Here is a 17,054-nt window from a genome sequence, read left to right on the forward strand (position 1 = left end):
CCCACGCGAGGTGCTTGCTACCTCTGCTTGATCCGCAGGAACGTGACGGAGTTCGCCGGGAAGGTGTAGCTGAACTTCCAGTCCACCCCCCGGAACGTGGACGTCACCGGCGTCACCGGCGTGTCCGTCTCGGTGTTCACCGCGTCCTCGTCGGCGGCCAGTGTGGTCACGCGGGCCGTGGAGGCGACCTTCGCGCCACCCAGGTCGACGGCCGTACGGGCCTCGGCGGACTGGGCGTTGACGACCTTGACGATCAGGTCACCGGTCTTGGCGTCCTTGGTGACGACCTGGCGGAACGGCTCGGCCGGCTTGTCGTCCTTGAAGCTGCCCCACTCCTTGCCGTCCAGGAACAGGGTGACCTGACGGCCGCGCACCTTGATGTCGATGTCGTAGGCGCGGCCCGTCTCGATCGACCCGGCCTTCGTCATCAGCGTGCCCTTGCCGCCGTCGACGGCCTGCTCGATCGCGGACTGGGTGTTGTTCCAGCCGCCCAGGTTCCACCAGTAGTAGTTGCCGGTGTCCTTGACGCCGAAGGCGACGAGGAAGCCCTCCTTGCCGGACTTCTTGGTTGCCTTCACATGCAGGTCGTAGTCCTTCCAGGCCGGGTCGCCCGCCGTGACCAGGGTGTTCTCGGCGGCGGTGTCGGTCTGGACGTACTGCCCGTCCTGGATGCTCCAGCTGCCCCGGCCACTCGTGGTCCACTTCGAGGCGTCACCGGAGAAGTCGTCGCTGAGCAGCGTCGAGCCGTCCGCGGCGGTGACCTTCACGTCGTCGTACGCGGCGCTGGTCGCCCACGTCGACAGGCCGACGGCACCGGTGATCGGGCCGCTGACGTTCGGCGTGGTGGTGGCCTTCGACGGGACGACGCGGTCGCCGACGTTGGTCATGAACAGCTTCTGGACCTCGTAGTTGGCCGAGTTCCAGGAGGCGTGGTTGTTGAACCAGATCATGTCCGGCCGCCACTGCACGTAGTCCTCGTTGGCGAGCAGCGGGGCGTACGAGGCGAGCTTGACGATGTCCGCGTTGCGCTCCAGGCCGGTCATGAAGGCGGCTTCGGAGAGGCCGTTCTTCCAGGCGTTGCCCTGGGAGGCGTACTCGCCGAGGAAGACCTTGGGCCCCTGGCGGTCGTAGGAGTCGTAGCGGTCGTTGTTCTGGAGGAACCAGTTCGGGCTGTTGTAGTAGTGCTCGTCGACCATGTCGACCTTGCCCTCGCGGTTGAGCTGCCAGGCGGTGTCGAAGGTCGTGCCGGCGTCGTCCGGGCCGGAGTTGGAGATGACGGTGATCTCCGGGTACTTGGCCTTGATGGCGGCCCGGAACTGCTCGAAGCGGGCGAAGAACTCCTTCGGGAGGTTCTCCTCGTTGCCGACCCCGAGGTGGGTCAGGTGGAAGGGCTTGGGGTGGCCCATCTGCGCGCGGACCTTGCCCCACTTGGAGGTCGCCGGGCCGTTGGCGAACTCGATGAGGTCGAGGGTGTCCTGGATGTGCCGCTTGAGCAGGGCGTCGTCGTCGGTGGCCTTGTTCTGGCCGCAGCCGGTCACCAGGGCGGGGACGACGGGCAGCGGCATGGCGCCGATGTCCTCGGAGAAGCGGAAGTACTCGTAGTAGCCGAGGCCGTAGCTCTGGTTGTAGCCCCAGAAGTTGGCGTTGGTCGCGCGCTGCTCTACGGGTCCGATGGTGTCCTTCCACTGGTAGCTGCGCTTGCGCTGCCAGTTCGAGGCCTCGCTGTAGTCCTCCATGGAGCCGGTGTTGACCAGGCAGCCGCCGGGGAAGCGCACGAAGCCGGGCTTCAGGGCGGCGATCTTCTCGGCGAGGTCCTTGCGCAGGCCGTTCGGCTGGTTCTTGTAGGTGTCGCGCGGGAACAGCGATATCTCGTCGAGCGCGGCGGCGTTCGACGAGGCCACGGCGAGGCGGCCGCGGTTACTGGTGCGGCTCGCGGTGAAGGTGGCCTTGTACTTGGCCCAGCCGCCCTTGACGGCCACCTGCCGGGCGGTGGCCAGCGTGCCCGCCGTGTCCTTGAGGGAGACGGTGAGCGTGCTGCCGCTCTCGGCGCGGGCCCACACGGAGAAGTCGTACTTCTTGCCCTGCTCGACCCGGATGCCGGTGTTGTAGCCGGCGTTCGTCACGGAGGAACCGGCACCCAGGGAGAGGTAGTTGCGGTTGCGCTCGTTGAGGCGGCCCGAGTCGTTCACGACCTCGGCCGTGCCGCCGGCCGCCCACGAGGTCAGGGGCGTGTAGGAGCCGTTGTCGGCGGTGGAGTACTCGAAGGAGCGGTTCTGCACGAGCTCGGCGTACAGACCGCCGTCGGCGGCCCGGTTGATGTCCTCGAAGAAGACGCCGTACATCGTGTCGTCGATCGCCGCGCCCTTGGCGGACGGGTCGACGGTGATCGCGTAGTCGGTGACGTCCTCGGCGTGCGCGGGGGCCGGTACGAGGGCTGCTGCCGTCAGGAGGGCCGTGGCCGTGAGACCGACTCTCCATCGCGTGCGGGCGGTGCGTGGCATGGATACTCCGCGGCTCTCTTGTAGAGGAGTGTTCGAAATATCAGACATTGATCAGCACTTCGAACGGCAAGATAGGGAGGGGGCGGAGGCGCGTCAATGGGTCGCGCAGCAACGGCTGAGACGGAGAGCGGTACGGGATGGGCGAGTTCTGGCCAGTGCCGGACGTACTGGCGTATCTGACCGGGCGCTGGCGCGTGACCCGGTCGGTGCGGGATCTCGCGAGCGGCGAGCAGGGGGAGTTCTCCGGAATCACTGTGTTCGCCGCGAAGGAGGGCGGGGAGGACGGCGGGCTGCTGCACCACGAGTCCGGCACCTTCGTCTGGCAGGGCGTCGCCCGGCCCGCCGAACGGACGCTGCGATTCCTGCCGGGCCCGGGCGGCACGGCGGACGTGCGGTTCGCGGACGGGCGGCCGTTCCACGACCTGGACCTGACCTCCGGACGGCACGTCGCCGACCACCCCTGCGCGGCGGACCTCTACCGCGGCGAGTTCACCGTCCGCGACGCGGACCACTGGCGGACGGTGTGGCACGTACGCGGCCCGGCCAAGGACCTCGTGCTGCGCACCGACTACGCACGGGACGTCTGAGCCGGCACCCCGTCGAAGCGCAGGTTCCAGCGCCCCGCCCGGCCCGTCACGGCGGTCGTCGACAGCGGGCGGACGTCGATGTTCCAGTACGTCGAGGGCGGTGCCTTCAGGGCGTACACCAGGGCGGCCCGGATCACGGACGGCTCGGCGACGGCCACGACCCGGCAGCCGTCCTCGACGGGCCGGGTGTCGAGCCAGCCGCCGACGCGGGTGATGAAGTCCACCAGCGACTCACCGCCGTGCGGCGTCGCGCGCGGGTCGGCGAGCCAGGCGTCCACCGCCTCCGGCTCCCGGGCCATCGCCTCGCCCAGGGTCAGCCCGCGCCACCGGCCCATGTCGCAGTCCCGCAGACCGAGTTGCACCAGCGGCGCGTATCCGAGCCCCTCCCCCGTCGCACGGCTGCGCGGAGTCGGCGAACAGTAGCGCAGCTCGGCCGCGGCGAGCGGCAGCAGCTCGTGCGCGACGCGCTCCACCTCACCCCAGCCGGCCTGGTCCAGCGGCCGGTCGTCCTCGAAGCGCTCGGCGAGCAGCGGGGAGCTGCGCGCGGCGGCGACGAACGTGACCCGAAGTGGCATGCGGTGATGGTGAGCGTCGCAAGTGCGCAGGTCAAGAGGTGTTACTCAGGAGTTACCCAGGGTGCACCGGCCCTCACTGGCCGAAGACGAGAGCCATCCAGTGCTCGGGCCGCTCCAGCGCCGCGAACCCGAGCTTCTCGTAGACGCCGTGCGCGTCGTGCGTGGCGAGCAGGACCCGGCGCACCCCGTACTGCCGCAGCTCGTCCCGCACGGACGCCACGAGCGCGGTGCCGACCCCCTTGCCGCGCACCGACGGGTCGACGTACACGTCGCACAGCCACCCGAAGGTCGCCCGGTCGGTTATCACCCGGGCGTACGCCACCTGCTCCCCCGACACCGTGTCGTACACGCCGAAGTTGAGCGAACCCCCGATCGCCCGGTCCTGCTTCTCGCGGGGGCGGCCCAGCGCCCAGTACGCGTCGGTGGACAGCCAGTGGTGGACCCGCTCCGCGTCGACGCGGGCGGGGTCGGTGGAGATCTCGTAGCCCTCGGGCAGGCTCGGCGCGTCGTCGGTCATGACGGGATGCTGGCAGGTCGGCGGCCGGGCGTCGACCTCTTATCCCAGCACCTCGTCGCAGGCCGCGCGCAGCCGCCGTACGCCCTCCGCGATCTCCCCGGTCCCCGCGACCGCCGCGAAGCTCAGCCGGATGTGCGCGGCCGGCGGCTCGGCGCTGAAGTAGGGGCGGCCGGGGGTGATCGCGACGCCCGCGCGCAAGGCGGCCGCCACGAGGGCCGGCTCGTCCGTCCCGTCCGGCAGGCGCGGCCACAGGTGGTAGCCGCCGGACGGCACGTGCGGCAGGGCGAGTTCCGGCAGGTGCAGCGCGAGGGCGGCGGTCATCGCGTCCCGGCGCGCCTTCAACTCGGCGGACACCGCCCGCAGATGGCGCGGCCAGGCGGGTGAGCCGACGAGTTCCAGTGCCGCCTCCTGAAGGGGCCGGGGCACGAAGAAGGTGTCGACGACCTGGATGGCGCGCAGCCGCTCCAGGACCGGGCCGCGCGCGGCCAGGGCGCTCACCCGGAAGCTCGGCGAGGTCGCCTTGGTCAAGGAACAGACGTGGACGACGACACCGTCGGGGTCGTCGGCGGCCAGCGGGCGCGGCAGCGGTCCCGCGTCCTCGTGCACGAGCCGGCGCACGAAGTCGTCCTCGACGACGAACGCGCCCGCCGCGCGGGCGATGCGCAGCACCTCGCCGCGCCGCTCGGGGGCGAGCACGGCGCCGGTGGGGTTCTGGAAGAGCGGCTGGCAGACGAAGGCCGGCGCGCCGGTGGCCCGGAACGCGTCGGCGAGCAGCGCCGGTTTCACACCGTCCGCGTCCACCGGAACGGGCACCGGGCGCAGGCCCGCGGCACGGGCGATGGCGAGCATGCCGGGATAGGTCGGGGATTCGACGAGGACGGGGGCGCCGGGCGGGGCGAGGGCACGCAGGGCGGTGGTGAGCGCGGACTGTCCGCCCGCGGTGACCAGCACCTCGGCGGCCGTGAAAGATCCGCCGATGCCGCGCGCGAACCACTCGCGCAGCTCCGGCAGCCCCTCCACGGGTGGGCGTCCCCAGGCGCCGGGGCGGCGTCCGGCGCGTGACAGGGCGGCGGCCATCGCGCGCTCCGGCTGCAACGAGGGGTGCAGATATCCGCCGTTGAACTCGATCACGCCGGGCGGCGGGGCGGCCAGCGTGACGAGGACCCCGGAGGCGTCCACCGAGCGCGGCACGAGGTCGGCGGCACCGTCCGCGCTGAGCGCGACCTCCTGCCAGGAGGTGTCCCCGGCGGGGGCCGGCGCCGTCCGGGCCTGCGCGCGGAACGCGCCCGCGCCGGGCCGGGTGACGACCAGTCCCTCGGCGGCGAGCTGCGCCAGCGCCCGCGACACGGTCACGGGGCTCACCCGGAACCGCTCGACCAGGGCCCGGCTCGACGGCAGCTTTCCACCAGGCGAGTAGCGGTCGAGCTCACGCCTCAGCTGTTCCGCCAGTTCACCGACGCTGCTACGCTCTTGCATGAGAGTACAGAGTAGCGCTACTACCGCCTCCCGGATAGCAGTCGCCGAGGAACGGGAGCAGCGGCCCGGACTCGGCACCCTCCAGGCCGCCCTGGGCGTCATCGCCTTCTCCCTCACCTTCCCCGCCACTGCCTGGGGTCTGGAGGGCTTCGGTCCCTGGTCGCTGGTCGCCGTCCGCAGCGTCCTGGCCGCGGTGATCGCGGGCGGTGCTCTGCTCGTCCTTCGTGTCCCGCTGCCCGCTCGCCGCCACTGGTTCGGCCTCGCGGTCGTCGCGGCCGGTGTCGTGCTCGGTTTCCCGCTGCTGACCACGCTGGCACTGGAGACCTCGACCACCGCGCACGCCGCCGTCGTGGTCGGACTGCTCCCCCTGACCACCGCGCTCCTGTCCGCCCTGCGCGTCGGTACCCGGCCCTCGCGGACGTTCTGGGCGGCGGCCCTCGCCGGCGCGGCGGCGGTGCTGGCCTTCACCGTGCAGCAGAGCGGCGGCGCGCTGAGCACGGCCGACGTGTACCTCTTCGCGGCGCTGCTGGTGTGCGCGGCCGGCTACACCGAGGGCGGCCGGCTGGCCCGGGTCATGCCGGGCTGGCACGTCATCGGCTGGGCGCTGGTGCTGTGCCTGCCGCTGACCGTGCCCGTCGCCGCGTTCGCCCTGGCACAGGAGCCCGTGCACCTGACCGCGCACAGCGTCGCCGGGCTGCTGTGGGTCGCGGCGGGCTCGCAGTTCCTCGGACTGGTCGTCTGGTACCGGGGCATGGCGGCCGTCGGCATCCCGAAGGCCAGCCAGTTGCAGCTCGCCCAGCCCCTGCTCACACTGGTGTGGTCGGTGCTGCTGCTGGGTGAGCACTTGCCGGTGGCCGCCCCGCTGACAGCCGTGGCGGTGCTGGTCTGCATCGCCGTCACACAACGGGCGCGCGGCTGAGCGGGGCCCGCACGGCCCCTGCCGGGTCGCGCCCCCGGCCGTAGACTCAAAAGCCACGGACCGCTGCTCCACACCTCGTGAGGAGGCCCCAGATGCGCGCAACCGTGGGCGACCAGCTTGTCCAGCACGGCAGGGTGGTCGGTCAGCACGACAAGGTCGGCGAGATCGTCGAAGTGCTGGGCCAGGAGGGCAACCCCCCGTACCGCGTCCGGTTCGAGGACGGGCACGAGGGCGTGTGCTCGCCGGGACCCGACACCGAGATCCGGCACCGGGAGACCACGACCGGGCCGTGATTCAGCGCGGCGGCGGCGCCGGCTGCCCGTAGTGGTCGGCGACCACCCTCGCCATCGCCCCGATCCGATCGGCCGCCACGTCCTTGGCGGCGAAGAAGACGTGCCCGCGCACCTGCGCGTGCTCCCTGGCCAGCGTCAGGTGCCGGGACAGCTCGGCCGGGTCCTGCCAGGCCGCGGGCTGCGCCGGGTCACCGGCCTTGTACAGCGCCTCCCCCACGTACAGCTGCGTCGAGCTGCCGCGCGCGACCTCCGCCCACCAGGGCAGCAGTTTCGCGTAGTCGGCGGCGGCGAAGCCGATGTTCCAGTACAGCTGCGGGACGATGTAGTCGATCCAGCTCTCGCGCACCCACTTGCGCGTGTCCGCGTACAGGTCGTCGTAGGTCTGCACGCCCGCGCGGCTGTCCGAGCCGAGCGGGTCGGTGGCGGCGTTGCGCCACACGCCGAAGGGGCTGATGCCGAAGGGGGTGCCCGGCCGGACCTGCTTGATGCGGTCCGCCGTCTCCCGGACCAGCTTGTCGATGTTGTCCCGCCGCCACGCCGCCCGGTCCGGGAAGCCGCCGCCGTACTCCTCGTAGGCCGCGTCGTCGTCGAAGCTCTGGCCCGCCACCGGGTACGGGTAGAAGTAGTCGTCGAAGTGGACGCCGTCCACGGGGTACTTCTCCACCGCGTCGAGCATCGCGTCCTGCACGAAGCCCCGCACCTCGGGCAGCCCGGGGTTGTAGAAGAGCTTCCCGCCGTACGTCACCACCCAGTCCGGGTTTCTGCGGGCGGGGTGGCCGGCGGCGAGCCGGGTCGGGTCGGCGTGGGCGGCGACCCGGTACGGGTTGAACCAGGCGTGCAGCTTCAGGCCGCGGGCGTGGGCCTCCTCCACGGCCGTGCCCAGCGGGTCCCAGCCGGGGTCCTTGCCCTGGGTGCCGGTGAGGTACTGCGACCACGGCTCGAACGGCGAGGGCCACAGGGCGTCCGCCGTGGGCCGGACCTGGAAGATCACCGTGTTGAGCCGGTTGCGGACCGCCCTGTCGAGGTGGGTGATCAGCTCGGCCCGCTGCTGCGTGGCGGTCAGGCCCGGCTTCGACGGCCAGTCGCGGTTGGCCACGGTGGCCAGCCACACGCCCCGCATCTCGGAGGCCGCCCTGTCGTTGCCCCGGCCGTCACCCCCGCCGGCCGGCTTGGGCGCGGCCGACGCCGGAGGCATCATCGTGAAAGCCGACAGCGCCGCCACCGCGAACGCCCTGCGTGACACTCGTCCCATCCGCATGCCCCAAAAAGCCGCGGATCCGCCCGGTCGCGGATCGCTCCGCGCCCAGCATGCCCGAAGCGGACGCGACCCCCGCGATCGATCATCGATACTTGGGAGTAACGTGCACGAACGGAGCAGGCACCGGGCCCCGGAGCACCTGCCCGGAAGTGGATCAGCAGCGAAAGGGACGATGTGACGGACACCCCAGCGGGAGACATTGCACGCGTCGGAGTCGTGGGCTGCGGTCAGATGGGCGCGGGGATCGCCGAGGTGTGCGCCCGGTCCGGTCTGGACGTCATGGTCGCCGAGACCACCGGCGAAGCCCTGGAGATCGGCCGGACCAGGCTGTTCAACTCCCTGGCCAAGGCAGCCGAGCGCGGCAAGATCACCGAGGATGAGCTGGAGGCCACGCAGGCCCGTCTGAGCTTCACCACGGACCTCGGCGAGTTCGCCGACCGCGACCTGGTGATCGAGGCCGTCGTCGAGAACGAGCAGGTCAAGACCGAGATCTTCCAGGTGCTCGACCAGGTCGTGACCCGGCCCGACGCCATCCTGGCCTCCAACACCTCCTCCATCCCGCTGGTGAAGCTGGCGGTGGCGACCTCGCGGCCCGACCAGGTCATCGGTATCCACTTCTTCAACCCGGCCCCGGTGCAGAAGCTCGTCGAGCTGATCCCGGCCCTCACCACGTCCGAGGGCACGCTGAGCCGGGCCCAGCTGTTCACCGAGAAGGTGCTGGGCAAGCACGCGATCCGCGCCCAGGACCGCTCCGGCTTCGTGGTCAACGCGCTGCTGATCCCGTACCTGCTCTCCGCGATCCGGATGTTCGAGACGGGCATCGCCAGCCGCGAGGACATCGACAACGGCATGGAGATGGGCTGCGCCCACCCGATGGGCCCGCTGAAGCTCTCCGACCTCATCGGCCTGGACACGGTCGCCTCGGTGGCCCAGTCGATGTACGAGGAGTACAAGGAGCCCCTGTACGCCGCTCCCCCGCTCCTCCAGCGCATGGTCGACGCGGGCCGGCTGGGCCGCAAGACGGGCTCGGGCTTCTACACGTACGACTGACCGCCCGGCCGACGCCGCCACCTCAACGCCGCCGCTCCTCCGGCCACGGCCGGAACCGGCGGCGTCCCCATTCGGCCGCCTGCTCGTTGAGGCGGCTGCGCAGCCAGCCCATCCAGAGGGTGAGCGCAGTGGCCACGAGAGCGAGCAGCAACGCCGTGCCCCACCCCATCCCGCCGGAGGAGAACCGGAACACCACGACCGCCAGCGCGTAGATCGCCAGCGCGCACACCACGTTCTTCTGCCACTTCGTCATGCGCCCCGGGTCCCCCGAGGCCGATTACTGACGGTCAGAATCCGGCCAACCCACGGGCCCGGCACCGGAATTGGTGCCGGGCCCGCTGCATTCACACACCGTGTGCGCGCCGGGCTCGCATATGCCCGTCGCACACTCTCCCCAGGCGTCCACCAGGCGAGTTGACTCCCAGTGCGCATGCAAGGGATGCGCACTGACTACGGAAAGGAGCGGACTCGTGACCGTCGATCCCGAGCATCCGGTCGTCCATGGAGAACTCGCAGAGTTACGACGCCGCCTCGACGTGGCGTACGCCCGTGTCGAAGGCGGGCTGGCCCTGCTCAGCCACCGCACCGAGGAGACCGCCAAGGAACTCGACGAGCTCAACACCCGGATCAACTCACTGGAACACGCGCGCTGGCCGCTGCCCGCGGTCGCCGCCCTCACCGCCGTGGGTGCCCTCGTCGTGGCGATCTGGCAGGCACTGGGACGCTAGCTCAGGGCAACGTGTCCTGCCCGAGCCTGAGATGGTGCAGCAGCAGTAACGCGGCCGCCATGTTGGCGGCCGGTACCTCCCCGCGGGCGACCATGTCGGGGACGAGCTTGAGGGGAACCCATTCCCGGCGGTCCGACTCGAAGTCGTCCACGGGGTGCCCGACGTACTCGCCCTCGTCGGCCCAGTACACGTGGTGCCGGGCGTCGGTGAGCCCGTTGGACGGCTCCACGCTCATGAGGTGGTGCAGGGGTCCCGGCCGCCAGCCGGTCTCCTCCTCCAGTTCCCTGGCGGCCGCGCGGGCGATGTCCTCGCCGTCCTCGACGACGCCCGCCGCGAGTTCCCACCCCCAGCTGTCGGTGATGAAGCGGTGCCGCCAGAGCAGCAGGACCTCGTTGGCCTCGTTCACGACCGTGGCCACGGCAACGGGCCGCAGCCGTATGAGGAAGTGGTCGAGGTGCCGGCCGTCCGGCAGTTCGACATCCGCGAGATTGACGCTGAACCAGCGGTTTGCGTACACATTTTGTTCGTTGTGTTTCGTCCACTGCACGGTTCTGCCACCTTCCGTCGAGTAAGTGGCAATATCGCAGTAGGGACGTAAGGACAGCAGGCGCACAGGACGTCGCTCGGGATGACACGGGCGGCGGCGCCCGGGGTCTACAACGGTACGCGCAGGGCCCCGTCGATGAGTTCCGCGGCCTCGGCCGTGCCCGAGCAGCCGCTGCGCACCAGGTGCTCCCGCACCGCGCGCAAACGGTCGCGCAGCCGCTGGGACTCCATGCCGCGGGCCTGCTCGGCCATCTGCACGGCGATGGCCACGGCCTTGTCCGCGTTGCCCTGCCGCAGCTCGATGGTGCTGAGCATGGCCAGCCGGTGCACCCGGCCGCGGTCGTGCGCCGGGTTGTCGACCGCGGCCGCGGCGTGCTCCCCGGCCGCCGCGATCTCCCCGAGGCTCAACAGCGCCTCCGCCACCTGGACGTTGACCAGCCCCGGCTGGACATAGCCGGTCTCGTCGGGCTCGTAGCCACGCCGGATGCGGGCCGCGGCCTGCTCGGCCCGCCGGATGCAGGACAGGGCGCTCGTGCCGTCGCCGAGATGCGCGTACGCCTTGGCCTGCATCGCGTACAGGTCGGAGGCGAGCGCCGGGGTGATGTGCTTGCCGGCGGCCCGCAGCGCGGCCTCCGCGAAGGCCACGGCCTGCCGGTGCTCCCGCATGAACAGCGACTGGTTGACCAGCAGTGCGATGACGTAGGCGCCGAGCCCGCGGTCCCCGCTGGCCTTGGCGAGCCGCAGGGCCTGGTGGAAGTAGCGCTGCGCGAGGCCGTGCGCGTCGGAGTCGTAGGCGCAGATCCCGGCGACGGCCACCAGCCCGCCCGTGGCGCGGTGGAGTTGACGGCCCGTCTCGTCGGTGTAGCTGCCGCGCAGCAGCGGCGCGGCCTCGGAGTTGAGGAAGCCGACGATGCGGGCCCGCGTCGCGATGCCCCCCGCCTTGCGGTACAGCTGCTCGTAGTGCGTGCGGGCGGCCCTCAGCATGTCGAGATCGCCCGGGGTGACCCGGTGTCTGCCGCCGCGCGAGACGTCCACGTCCTCGGGCGGGTTCTCCCACTCCCACACCGGCATGACGGCGGGCGTGCCGGTGAGCGCGGGCGCGCCCAGGATGTGCGGGCGCTGCTGCTGGTCGGAGCGCCACAGGGCGGTGGCCCGCTCGACGAAGCCGGACAGCGAGCCGGTGTGCGGCGCGGACGGTTCCCCGGGCACGCCCAGGCCGATGTCGTCCAGGGTCACCTGCCGCTGCAACCGGGCGGCGAGCACCTCGCAGATCAGGTCGGGCACCTGGCCCCGGGGACGCTGCCCCTTCAACCACCGGGCGACGGCGGTGTGTTCGTACCGCAGGGACAGACCACGTGCCCGTCCCGCCTGGTTGACGTGTGCGGCCAGCCCCGCGTGCGAGATCCCGGCCTCGTCCAGGATCGCGTCGAGCAGAGTGTTGGGCTGCATGTGGGCCCCCCGGTGGCTCGGTGCGGCCAGATTAGTGGCTCCGCCTTCACACGGGGTGTGAACGGAGTGCTCGAATCCGCGCTGTGTGCGCACTGTCGCGCAGAGTCGTCAGCCGGTTGACTGAAATGCCTCGAAAGAGGCCGGCCGGGCCGCCGGCTCCCCCTCGTACAGTGCGGCGGCCCGCTTCCGCCGTCCGCCCAGCCGCCTGCCCGACACTCCGTGGCGGGGCGGACGGCTCCGCCGGGTGCGTCATCGCCGGTGGGGCAGGGATACGTCGTCGGCTGCGGGTGCGTTGTGGCCGGTCGCGCCGTTCCCCGGGCCCCTGAGGGACGTGCGCCGGCCGTTGGTGAGAACCATCAGGGCGATGTCGTCCGACGGTGCGCCCCGGGTGTGATGCCGGAGGGCGGTGAGAATCCCACGCAGCACGCTCTGCGACGACAGGGGCTCTCCCCGCACGACGCTCTTCACCACACTCGACAGGGGAAAGAACCGGCCACGTACATCCCTCGCGTCCTGGGCCCCGTCCGTGAAGAGGAACAGGGCGTCACCGTGGTCCAGGTACCCCAGCCCTACGGTGGGCAGGTCGGCCGGGAGCGGGAACAGGCCCAGCGGCGGGTACGGATCGGCCGGAGCGAGCTGGGCGGCGTCCGTGCCGCTGAGCCGGTACGGCCACGGGTGCCCGCAGTTCAGGGCGGTCATCTCCCCGTCGGCGCGGATCTCCACGAGCAGCAGGGTCACGAACTCCTCGACGGCGCCCGCCGGTTGTTCCTGGCGCAGATGCCGGGCCAGTGCGCGTTCCAGCCGGTGCAGCACACTGCCGAGGTCCTTCTCGTCGTGCGCGGCCTCACGGAAACAGCCGAGCACGGCGGCGACGGTCCCGAGCGTCCCGATGCCGTGCCCTCGGACGTCCCCCATCACGGCCCGTACGCCGTACTCGGTGACGACGACCTCGTACAGGTCACCGCCGATGGCCGCCCCTCGCTCCGAGGGCAACTGGGCGGCGGCGACGTCCAGTCCGTCGACACACGGGGGCAGCGGCCTCAGCAGCGCGCTCTGCGCGGCGCCCGCGACGCGGCGCAACTGCCGCAGCTCGCGCATCAGCGTCTGCCGCACATGGAGGATCAGCCCGGTACCGACCGCGAAGAACACGGCACTGGTGACGATCCGCGCTGCGAGGCCGGTCTCCTTGACGCGGATCATGCCGATGGCCCCCCAATAGGCCCCTGACACACAGAATCGGACCGGCCCCAATGGGGCCGGTCCGATTCTGTCGACAGCACACCTGGAAGGGCAGGCTTACCTACCTTTACCACTCAAACGAGTGAGGTGATCCGCCTCAAGGGGCGCGGGGAACTGCGCGACCAGCCACAACGAACCCGCAGCCGACACCACCGCACAGCCCCCACGGCGCTAACTCCGCAACTCGGCGCCCACACGCTCACCGGCAAGGGCCACCGCCGCGTCCCGAGCCGCGGAAGCCTCATCCACGGTCAGCGTCCGGTCGGCCGCCCGGAACCGCAACGCGTACGCCAGGGACTTGCGCCCCTCCCCCAACTGCTCGGCGTTCTCGTACACGTCGAACAGCCGGATCGACTCCAGCAGCTCCCCGGCGCCCTCACGCAGGGCCTCCTCGACCTCCGCCGCCGGAACGACCGCGTCGACGACCAGGGCGACATCCTGCGTGGCGACGGGGAACGTGGAGATCCGCGGCGCCCGCGCCGTGGCGTCACCCGCCGACTCGACCGCATCCAGGTCGATCTCCATCGCACAGGTGCGCTCCGGCAGCCCCAGCGCCTTCACCACGCGCGGGTGCAACTCCCCCGCGTGGCCCACGACGCGCTCGGCGCCGTCCACGGTGATCGCGAGCTCGGCACACCGCCCGGGGTGCCAGGGCCCGTACTGCCCCTTGCGGATGATCAGCTCGGCACCGGCCTCACGGGCGACGGAACGCGCCGCCTCCACCGCGTCGGCCCAGTCGGCCGGGCGGCCCTTGCCCCACCAGCCGGCCTGCTCCCGCGCTCCGGCGAGGACGACGGCGGCGTGCCGCGGCTGCTCGGGCAGCGCCGCGTCCAGCTCGGCGAGCTCCTCGTCGGTCGGGCGGCGGTCGACGGGCAGCACGGCGGCGATCCGCTGCTCCTCGCGCGGCCGGAAGACCAGGCCGGTCTCGAACAGCGCGAGGTCGTGCGAGCCCCGGCCGTCGTTGCGCCGCAGCGCGGTGAGCAGGCCCGGCAGCAGCGTGGTGCGCAGCGCGGGCTCCTCGTCGCTCAGCGGGTTGCTGAGCTTCACGACGCGGCGGGCCGGGTCGTCCGCTTCGAGGCCGAGCTGGTCGAAGACCTGCTCGCCGATGAACGGGTAGTTCAGCGCCTCGACGTACCCGGCACCGGCCAGAGCGCGGCCGACGCGGCGGTGCAGCCGCTGCCGCTCGGTCAGGCCCAGGCCGGCCGGCGGCTTGGGCAGCGTGGAGGGCAGGTTCTCGTAGCCCTCCAGGCGGATGACCTCTTCGGCCAGGTCGTTCGGGTCGGTCAGGTCGGGACGCCAGGACGGCACGGTGACGATCAGCTCGTCCTGCCCGTACACGTCGCAGCCGATCTCCTGGAGCCGCCGTACGACGGTCTCGCGGCCGTAGGAGACGCCCGCGACCTTGTCCGGGTGGTCGGCCGGGATCGTGATGGTGCGGGGCGCGGTCGGGGCGATGACCTCGGTGACACCGGCCTCGGCGGTACCGCCCGCGAGCAGGACCAGCAGGTCCACCGTGCGCTGCGCGGCGGCAGCGGCGGCCTGCGGGTCGACGCCGCGCTCGAAGCGGCGGGACGCCTCGGAGGACAGCTTGTGGCGGCGGGCCGTGCGCGCGATCGACACCGCGTCGAAGTGGGCGGCCTCGATGACGATGTCGGCCGTGGCGTTCTCGGTGTCGTCGTGGTCGGCGATCTCCGTGTTGGCGCCGCCCATGACGCCGGCGAGGCCGATGGGGCCGCGGTCGTCGGTGATCACCAGGTCCTCGGCGTCCAGCGTGCGCTCGACACCGTCGAGGGTGGTGAGCTTCTCGCCGGGCTCGGCCCTGCGCACGCCGATCGTGCCCTGGACCAGGCCGCGGTCGTAGGCGTGCAGCGGCTGGCCGAGCTCCATCATCACGTAGTTGGTGACGTCGACGGCGAGCGAGATCGGGCGCATGCCGACCTTCTGGAGCCGGCGCTGCAGCCAGATCGGCGAGCGGGCCTCGGCACTCAGACCGGTCACCGTGCGGGCCGTGAAACGGTCGCAGCCGGTGGGGTCGGAGATCCGCACCGGGTAGCCGTACGCGTTGGGGCCTGGCACGTCGAGCAGGGCCGGGTCGCGCAGCGGCAGGCCGTAGGCGATGGCGGTCTCGCGGGCGATGCCGCGCATCGACAGGCAGTAGCCGCGGTCGGGCGTGACGGCGATGTCGAGGACCTCGTCGACCAGCTCCAGCAGCTCGATCGCGTCCTTGCCGACCTCGGTCTCCGGGGGCAGCACGATGATGCCCTTGGTGCCGTCGTCGCCCATGTTCAGCTCGTCGCTGGAGCAGATCATGCCGCGGGACATCTTGCCGTAGGTCTTGCGCTCGGCGATCTGGAAGTCACCGGGCAGCACGGCGCCGGGCAGGGCCACGACGACCTTGTCGCCGACGGCGAAGTTGCGGGCGCCGCAGACGATCTCCTGGGGCTCGCCCGTACCGTTGGCCTGGCCGACGTCGACGGTGCAGAAGCGGATCGGCTTCTTGAACTCCGTCAGCTCCTCGATGGTCGCCACCTGGCCGACCACCAGCGGGCCCTTGAGGTCGGCGCCGAGCTGCTCGACGGTCTCGACCTCCAGACCGGCCGAAATGAGCTTGGCCTGGACGTCGCGGCCGGTCTCGGTGGCCGGCAGGTCGACGTACTCCCGCAGCCAAGAAAGCGGGACCCGCATCAGATCTCCATCCCGAACGGCCGGGTGAACCGGACGTCACCCTCGACCATGTCTCGCATGTCCTCGACGTTGTGGCGGAACATCAGCATCCGCTCGATGCCGAACCCGAAGGCGAAGCCGCTGTACTTCTCGGGGTCGACGCCGCAGGCGGTGAGCACCCGCGGGTTGACCATGCCGCAGCCGCCGAGCTCGATCCAGCCCTCGGAGGAGCAGGTGCGGCAGGGCCGGTCGGCGTTGCCGGCGGACTCGCCCTTGCACACGTAGCAGAGCATGTCCATCTCGGCGCTCGGCTCGGTGAACGGGAAGTAGGCGGGCCGCAGCCGGGTCTCCATGTCCGCGCCGAACAGGGCCTGGACCATGTGGTCCATCGTGCCCTTGAGGTCCGCCATCGTCAGGCCCTCGTCCACCGCGAGCAGCTCGATCTGGTGGAAGACGGGCGTGTGCGTGGCGTCCAGCTCGTCGGTGCGGAACACGCGGCCGGGGCAGACGATGTAGACCGGCAGCTCACGGTCGAGCAGGGCGCGGGCCTGCACCGGGGAGGTGTGGGTGCGCAGGACGACGCCGGAGCCCGACTCATCGGTGCCCTTCGGGCCCTGCACGAAGAACGTGTCCTGCATCTGCCGGGCCGGGTGGTCGGGCAGGAAGTTCAGGGCGTCGAAGTTGAACCACTCCGCCTCGGCCTCCGGCCCTTCGGCGACCTCGTAGCCCATGGCCACGAAGACGTCCGCGACCCGCTCCATCATCGTGGTGAGCGGGTGCCGGGCGCCGGCCGGTACGCGGTCGTAGGGCAGCGTGACGTCCACCGCCTCCTCGACCAGTACACGGGCGTCCCGCTCGGCCTCCAGCTCCGCCTGGCGGGCGGCGAGGCCCTTGTTCACGGCGCCGCGGGCCTGCCCGACGCGCTTGCCGGCGTCGGCTTTGGCGTGCGGGGGCAGGGCGCCGATCTCGCGGTTGGCGAGGGCCAGCGGGGAGGCGGGGCCGGTGTGGGCGACCTTGGCCTCGTGGAGCGCGTCGAGGGAGTCCGCGGCGGCGAAGGCGGCGAGCGCCTCGTCCCGCATGCGCTCGATCTCTTCCGGTTTCAACGCCTCGACCTCTACAGGGTCGTACGACTTATTCGGTGCCGACATCTCTTCCCGTGCTTCCGATTGGCTGGCTGGAGGTCCCCGTCACCGACTCCGACGGCCGTCTGCGGGACACAAAGGTGCCAAGGGCCGAGTCTAACGGGGTGGAC

16 protein-coding genes are annotated in these 17,054 nt (G+C 71.5%); 5 read left to right on the forward strand and 11 right to left on the reverse strand.

Annotated elements, in window-relative coordinates; all coding sequences use genetic code 11:
* Positions 1-17 precede the first annotated feature (17 nt).
* Positions 18-2,501, reverse strand: coding sequence for an alpha-L-arabinofuranosidase C-terminal domain-containing protein (locus ACZ3I3_RS31675; protein WP_467370668.1), 2,484 nt, complete (start codon positions 2,499-2,501; stop codon positions 18-20).
* Between the two features lie 137 nt (positions 2,502-2,638).
* Between ACZ3I3_RS31675 and ACZ3I3_RS31680 the strand changes: the two genes are divergently transcribed.
* Positions 2,639-3,088, forward strand: coding sequence for a DUF6314 family protein (locus tag ACZ3I3_RS31680; protein WP_467370670.1), 450 nt, complete (start codon positions 2,639-2,641; stop codon positions 3,086-3,088).
* Here the strand turns inward: ACZ3I3_RS31680 and ACZ3I3_RS31685 are convergent.
* The 3 genes from ACZ3I3_RS31685 to ACZ3I3_RS31695 form a co-directional block, all read right to left on the reverse strand.
* The gene (locus ACZ3I3_RS31685) at positions 3,070-3,663 is read right to left on the reverse strand and encodes a histidine phosphatase family protein (RefSeq protein ID WP_020272334.1); all 594 of its coding nucleotides are present in this window, start codon (positions 3,661-3,663) and stop codon (positions 3,070-3,072) included. The genes ACZ3I3_RS31680 and ACZ3I3_RS31685 overlap by 19 nt on opposite strands.
* Positions 3,664-3,736: 73 nt before the next feature.
* Positions 3,737-4,180, reverse strand: a complete 444-nt coding sequence (locus ACZ3I3_RS31690) for a GNAT family N-acetyltransferase (protein WP_467370672.1) — start codon at positions 4,178-4,180, stop codon at positions 3,737-3,739.
* A 39-nt stretch (positions 4,181-4,219) separates the two neighbouring features.
* The gene (locus ACZ3I3_RS31695; protein ID WP_467370673.1) at positions 4,220-5,656 is read right to left on the reverse strand and encodes an aminotransferase-like domain-containing protein; all 1,437 of its coding nucleotides are present in this window, start codon (positions 5,654-5,656) and stop codon (positions 4,220-4,222) included.
* Here ACZ3I3_RS31695 and ACZ3I3_RS31700 point away from each other — a divergent pair.
* Both ACZ3I3_RS31700 and ACZ3I3_RS31705 read left to right on the forward strand, forming a co-directional pair.
* Positions 5,655-6,575 (forward strand): DMT family transporter, encoded by a 921-nt coding sequence (locus ACZ3I3_RS31700; RefSeq protein WP_467370675.1) that lies wholly within the window; start codon positions 5,655-5,657, stop codon positions 6,573-6,575. The two genes, ACZ3I3_RS31695 and ACZ3I3_RS31700, sit on opposite strands and share 2 nt — an antisense overlap.
* 92 nt (positions 6,576-6,667) lie before the next feature.
* Positions 6,668-6,868, forward strand: a complete 201-nt coding sequence (locus ACZ3I3_RS31705; RefSeq protein ID WP_010045242.1) for a DUF1918 domain-containing protein — start codon at positions 6,668-6,670, stop codon at positions 6,866-6,868.
* A 1-nt stretch (position 6,869) separates the two neighbouring features.
* Here ACZ3I3_RS31705 and ACZ3I3_RS31710 read toward each other — a convergent pair whose 3' ends face one another.
* Positions 6,870-8,120: a glycoside hydrolase family 10-like protein gene (locus tag ACZ3I3_RS31710; RefSeq protein WP_467370677.1), complete on the reverse strand. Its 1,251-nt coding sequence runs from the start codon at positions 8,118-8,120 to the stop codon at positions 6,870-6,872.
* A gap of 180 nt (positions 8,121-8,300) precedes the next feature.
* Between ACZ3I3_RS31710 and ACZ3I3_RS31715 the strand changes: the two genes are divergently transcribed.
* A complete protein-coding gene (locus tag ACZ3I3_RS31715) occupies positions 8,301-9,176 on the forward strand; it encodes a 3-hydroxybutyryl-CoA dehydrogenase (protein WP_467370679.1) in 876 nt (291 codons plus the stop codon).
* A 22-nt stretch (positions 9,177-9,198) separates the two neighbouring features.
* On the opposite strand, the gene ACZ3I3_RS31720 is transcribed toward ACZ3I3_RS31715, so the two are convergent.
* A complete protein-coding gene (locus ACZ3I3_RS31720) occupies positions 9,199-9,429 on the reverse strand; it encodes a hypothetical protein (protein ID WP_467370681.1) in 231 nt (76 codons plus the stop codon).
* Positions 9,430-9,646: 217 nt separating this feature from the next.
* On the opposite strand from ACZ3I3_RS31720, the gene ACZ3I3_RS31725 reads away from it, so the two are divergent.
* Complete coding sequence (locus tag ACZ3I3_RS31725; protein WP_010045250.1) at positions 9,647-9,904, forward strand: hypothetical protein; 258 nt, start codon at positions 9,647-9,649, stop codon at positions 9,902-9,904.
* A 1-nt stretch (position 9,905) separates the two neighbouring features.
* On the opposite strand, the gene ACZ3I3_RS31730 is transcribed toward ACZ3I3_RS31725, so the two are convergent.
* From ACZ3I3_RS31730 to pheS, 5 genes are all read right to left on the reverse strand, one after another.
* Positions 9,906-10,451 (reverse strand): NUDIX hydrolase, encoded by a 546-nt coding sequence (locus tag ACZ3I3_RS31730; protein ID WP_467370683.1) that lies wholly within the window; start codon positions 10,449-10,451, stop codon positions 9,906-9,908.
* A 107-nt stretch (positions 10,452-10,558) separates the two neighbouring features.
* Positions 10,559-11,899: a transcriptional regulator gene (locus ACZ3I3_RS31735; RefSeq protein WP_467370684.1), complete on the reverse strand. Its 1,341-nt coding sequence runs from the start codon at positions 11,897-11,899 to the stop codon at positions 10,559-10,561.
* A 249-nt stretch (positions 11,900-12,148) separates the two neighbouring features.
* Positions 12,149-13,099 (reverse strand): PP2C family protein-serine/threonine phosphatase, encoded by a 951-nt coding sequence (locus ACZ3I3_RS31740; protein ID WP_467370686.1) that lies wholly within the window; start codon positions 13,097-13,099, stop codon positions 12,149-12,151.
* 210 nt (positions 13,100-13,309) lie between these two features.
* Positions 13,310-15,823: a phenylalanine--tRNA ligase subunit beta gene (gene pheT, locus ACZ3I3_RS31745; RefSeq protein WP_467370687.1), complete on the reverse strand. Its 2,514-nt coding sequence runs from the start codon at positions 15,821-15,823 to the stop codon at positions 13,310-13,312.
* Positions 15,823-16,950 carry a phenylalanine--tRNA ligase subunit alpha gene (pheS, locus tag ACZ3I3_RS31750; protein ID WP_467370688.1) on the reverse strand — a complete coding sequence of 376 codons (1,128 nt, stop codon included), beginning with the start codon at positions 16,948-16,950 and terminating at the stop codon, positions 15,823-15,825. Before pheS ends, pheT begins: the two co-directional genes overlap by 1 nt.
* Positions 16,951-17,054 lie beyond the last annotated feature (104 nt).

Source organism: Streptomyces sp. NPDC016851 (assembly GCF_055562795.1).

What these genes read in the sequence shown, in the direction of transcription:
- ACZ3I3_RS31675 (WP_467370668.1), bottom strand. Translation starts at nt 2,501, where the DNA reads ATGCCACGCACCGCCCGCACGCGATGGAGAGTCGGTCTCACGGCCACG.
- ACZ3I3_RS31680 (WP_467370670.1), top strand. Translation starts at nt 2,639, where the DNA reads ATGGGCGAGTTCTGGCCAGTGCCGGACGTACTGGCGTATCTGACCGGG.
- ACZ3I3_RS31685 (WP_020272334.1), bottom strand. Translation starts at nt 3,663, where the DNA reads ATGCCACTTCGGGTCACGTTCGTCGCCGCCGCGCGCAGCTCCCCGCTG.
- ACZ3I3_RS31690 (WP_467370672.1), bottom strand. Translation starts at nt 4,180, where the DNA reads ATGACCGACGACGCGCCGAGCCTGCCCGAGGGCTACGAGATCTCCACC.
- ACZ3I3_RS31700 (WP_467370675.1), top strand. Translation starts at nt 5,655, where the DNA reads ATGAGAGTACAGAGTAGCGCTACTACCGCCTCCCGGATAGCAGTCGCC.
- ACZ3I3_RS31695 (WP_467370673.1), bottom strand. Translation starts at nt 5,656, where the DNA reads ATGCAAGAGCGTAGCAGCGTCGGTGAACTGGCGGAACAGCTGAGGCGT.
- ACZ3I3_RS31705 (WP_010045242.1), top strand. Translation starts at nt 6,668, where the DNA reads ATGCGCGCAACCGTGGGCGACCAGCTTGTCCAGCACGGCAGGGTGGTC.
- ACZ3I3_RS31710 (WP_467370677.1), bottom strand. Translation starts at nt 8,120, where the DNA reads ATGGGACGAGTGTCACGCAGGGCGTTCGCGGTGGCGGCGCTGTCGGCT.
- ACZ3I3_RS31720 (WP_467370681.1), bottom strand. Translation starts at nt 9,429, where the DNA reads ATGACGAAGTGGCAGAAGAACGTGGTGTGCGCGCTGGCGATCTACGCG.
- ACZ3I3_RS31735 (WP_467370684.1), bottom strand. Translation starts at nt 11,899, where the DNA reads ATGCAGCCCAACACTCTGCTCGACGCGATCCTGGACGAGGCCGGGATC.
- ACZ3I3_RS31740 (WP_467370686.1), bottom strand. Translation starts at nt 13,099, where the DNA reads ATGATCCGCGTCAAGGAGACCGGCCTCGCAGCGCGGATCGTCACCAGT.
- pheT (WP_467370687.1), bottom strand. Translation starts at nt 15,823, where the DNA reads ATGCGGGTCCCGCTTTCTTGGCTGCGGGAGTACGTCGACCTGCCGGCC.
- pheS (WP_467370688.1), bottom strand. Translation starts at nt 16,950, where the DNA reads ATGTCGGCACCGAATAAGTCGTACGACCCTGTAGAGGTCGAGGCGTTG.